This window comes from Oceanobacillus luteolus, from assembly GCF_023715655.1.
GTDB classification, from domain to species: domain Bacteria; phylum Bacillota; class Bacilli; order Bacillales; family Amphibacillaceae; genus Oceanobacillus; species Oceanobacillus luteolus.
The window spans coordinates 1-1,889 of record NZ_JAMBON010000099.1 but is presented as its reverse complement, the minus strand read 5'-3'; the positions used below and the strand labels follow the sequence as shown (position 1 = coordinate 1,889).

Annotated in this window: 1 protein-coding gene; it reads left to right on the top strand. The window is 47.2% G+C overall.

Annotated elements, in window-relative coordinates:
• The first annotated feature begins 552 nt into the window (after nt 1-552).
• Nucleotides 553-1,815 carry a group II intron reverse transcriptase/maturase gene (ltrA, locus tag M3210_RS19775; RefSeq protein ID WP_251517991.1) on the top strand — a complete coding sequence of 421 codons (1,263 nt, stop codon included), beginning with the start codon at nt 553-555 and terminating at the stop codon, nt 1,813-1,815.
• The last annotated feature ends 74 nt before the right edge of the window (nt 1,816-1,889 follow it).

The following is a 1,889-nucleotide window of genomic DNA, read 5'->3' as shown; positions in this document are numbered from 1 at the left end:
TGTGTGCGCCCGGCATGGGTGTAATCTCTAGGGTGAGAGTCCCGAGCCATGAAGGCAGAAGTAGTGGTTAGCTTAACGCAAGGGTGTCCGTGGCGACGCGGAATCTGAAGGAAGCGGGCGGCAAACTTCCGGTCCGAGGAACACGAATTTCATATAAGGCTAGGTATCATTGGGTGAGTTTGCACAACAAAACAAAGTCCTTTCTGCCAAAGGTGATACAGAGTAAATGAAGCGGATAGATGGAAGGAAAGATTATATCCTTACCCGGGGAGGCCTGATGGATACGTGAAGTACCCTTCATAACCTGCCTAGCGATAGGTAGCTGAACCATCAGGAGTCAGCAGAAGTCATAGTACGAATCGGTCTAGAACGATTCGGAAGGACGGAACAATTGAGAGAGAATAGCCCTTTACATTCAGTGAGTCATGGTGAACACAGAAAACGCAGTACCTCACTAGAGGAAAGAGACGGTGAATCCCGTTGGGGTCCTCTAGGAGGGTGGAGTGACCGCTGGCATAAGAGGATAAGCTATTCACGGAAGGAAGAGTAACGATGCTTTTGAATCAAATTCTATCACGACAGAATATGCTTCTCGCACTCAAACGAGTCGAACAGAATAAAGGAAGCCACGGAGTAGACATGATGCCCGTACAAAACCTACGTCAGCACATTCTCGAAAATTGGCCTTCCATAAAAGAAGCGATTCTCCAAGGTACCTATGAACCGATGCCAGTCCGCAGGGTCGAAATCCCGAAACCTGACGGCGGCGTTCGGTTACTAGGTATCCCAACCGTGACAGACCGTTTAATTCAACAAGCGATTGCCCAAGTACTATCCACGATATATGATCCAACATTTTCTGAACACAGCTATGGATTCCGACCGAATCGGAGTGCCCATGATGCGGTCCGGAAAGCTAAGGGATATATCAAAGATGGTTACAGATGGGTAGTGGACATGGACTTAGAAAAGTTCTTCGATAAGGTGAACCATGACCGACTCATGAACACACTTGCGAAAAGAATTAGCGATAAATCACTCTTGAAGCTAATCCGCAAGTATCTTCAGGCGGGTGTCATGATTAACGGAGTGGTTTCAATTACTGAAGAAGGAACTCCGCAAGGAGGTCCGTTGAGCCCATTGCTTTCTAACATTGTCTTGGATGAACTAGATAAAGAATTAGAAACAAGGGGGCATAAATTCGTTCGGTATGCGGATGACTGTAACATATACGTGAAGTCTAAGCGTGCGGGTGAACGTACCATGATGAGCATCCAACGGTTCATCGAAGGCAAGCTTCGGTTGAAGGTGAATGAACAGAAGTCAGCAGTCGACCGTCCTTGGAGACGAAAATTCCTTGGCTTCAGCTTTACCTCGTCGAGAGAGCCAAAGGTACGTATAGCAAAACAGAGTTTAGAACGAATGAAGTTGAAAGTAAGGGAAATCACTTCAAGAAGGATGCCATACTCGATGGATTATCGACTGAAGAAGCTGAATCAATACCTAACGGGCTGGTGCGGCTATTTCGCATTGGCAGACACGCCATCTATCTTTAAAAGTCTGGATGGGTGGATACGTCGAAGGCTCCGCATGTGCTTATGGAAGGCATGGAAGAAACCGAAGACGAAGACTCGTAACCTAATGAAGTTAGGAGTGCCCCATTGGCAAGCTTATGAATGGGGAAACAGTCGGAAAGCCTATTGGAGAATCGCGAAAAGTCCAATTTTACAACGAACCCTTGGCAACTCCTACTGGAGTCGCCAAGGGCTCAGAGGTCTACACGACCGTTATAAATTCTTGCGTTATCAATCTTGATTGAACCGCCGTATACGGAACCGTACGTACGGTGGTGTGAGAGGACGGAGGTTAATCGCCTCCTCCTACTCGAT

What these genes read in the sequence shown, in the direction of transcription:
- ltrA (WP_251517991.1), top strand. Translation starts at nt 553, where the DNA reads ATGCTTTTGAATCAAATTCTATCACGACAGAATATGCTTCTCGCACTC.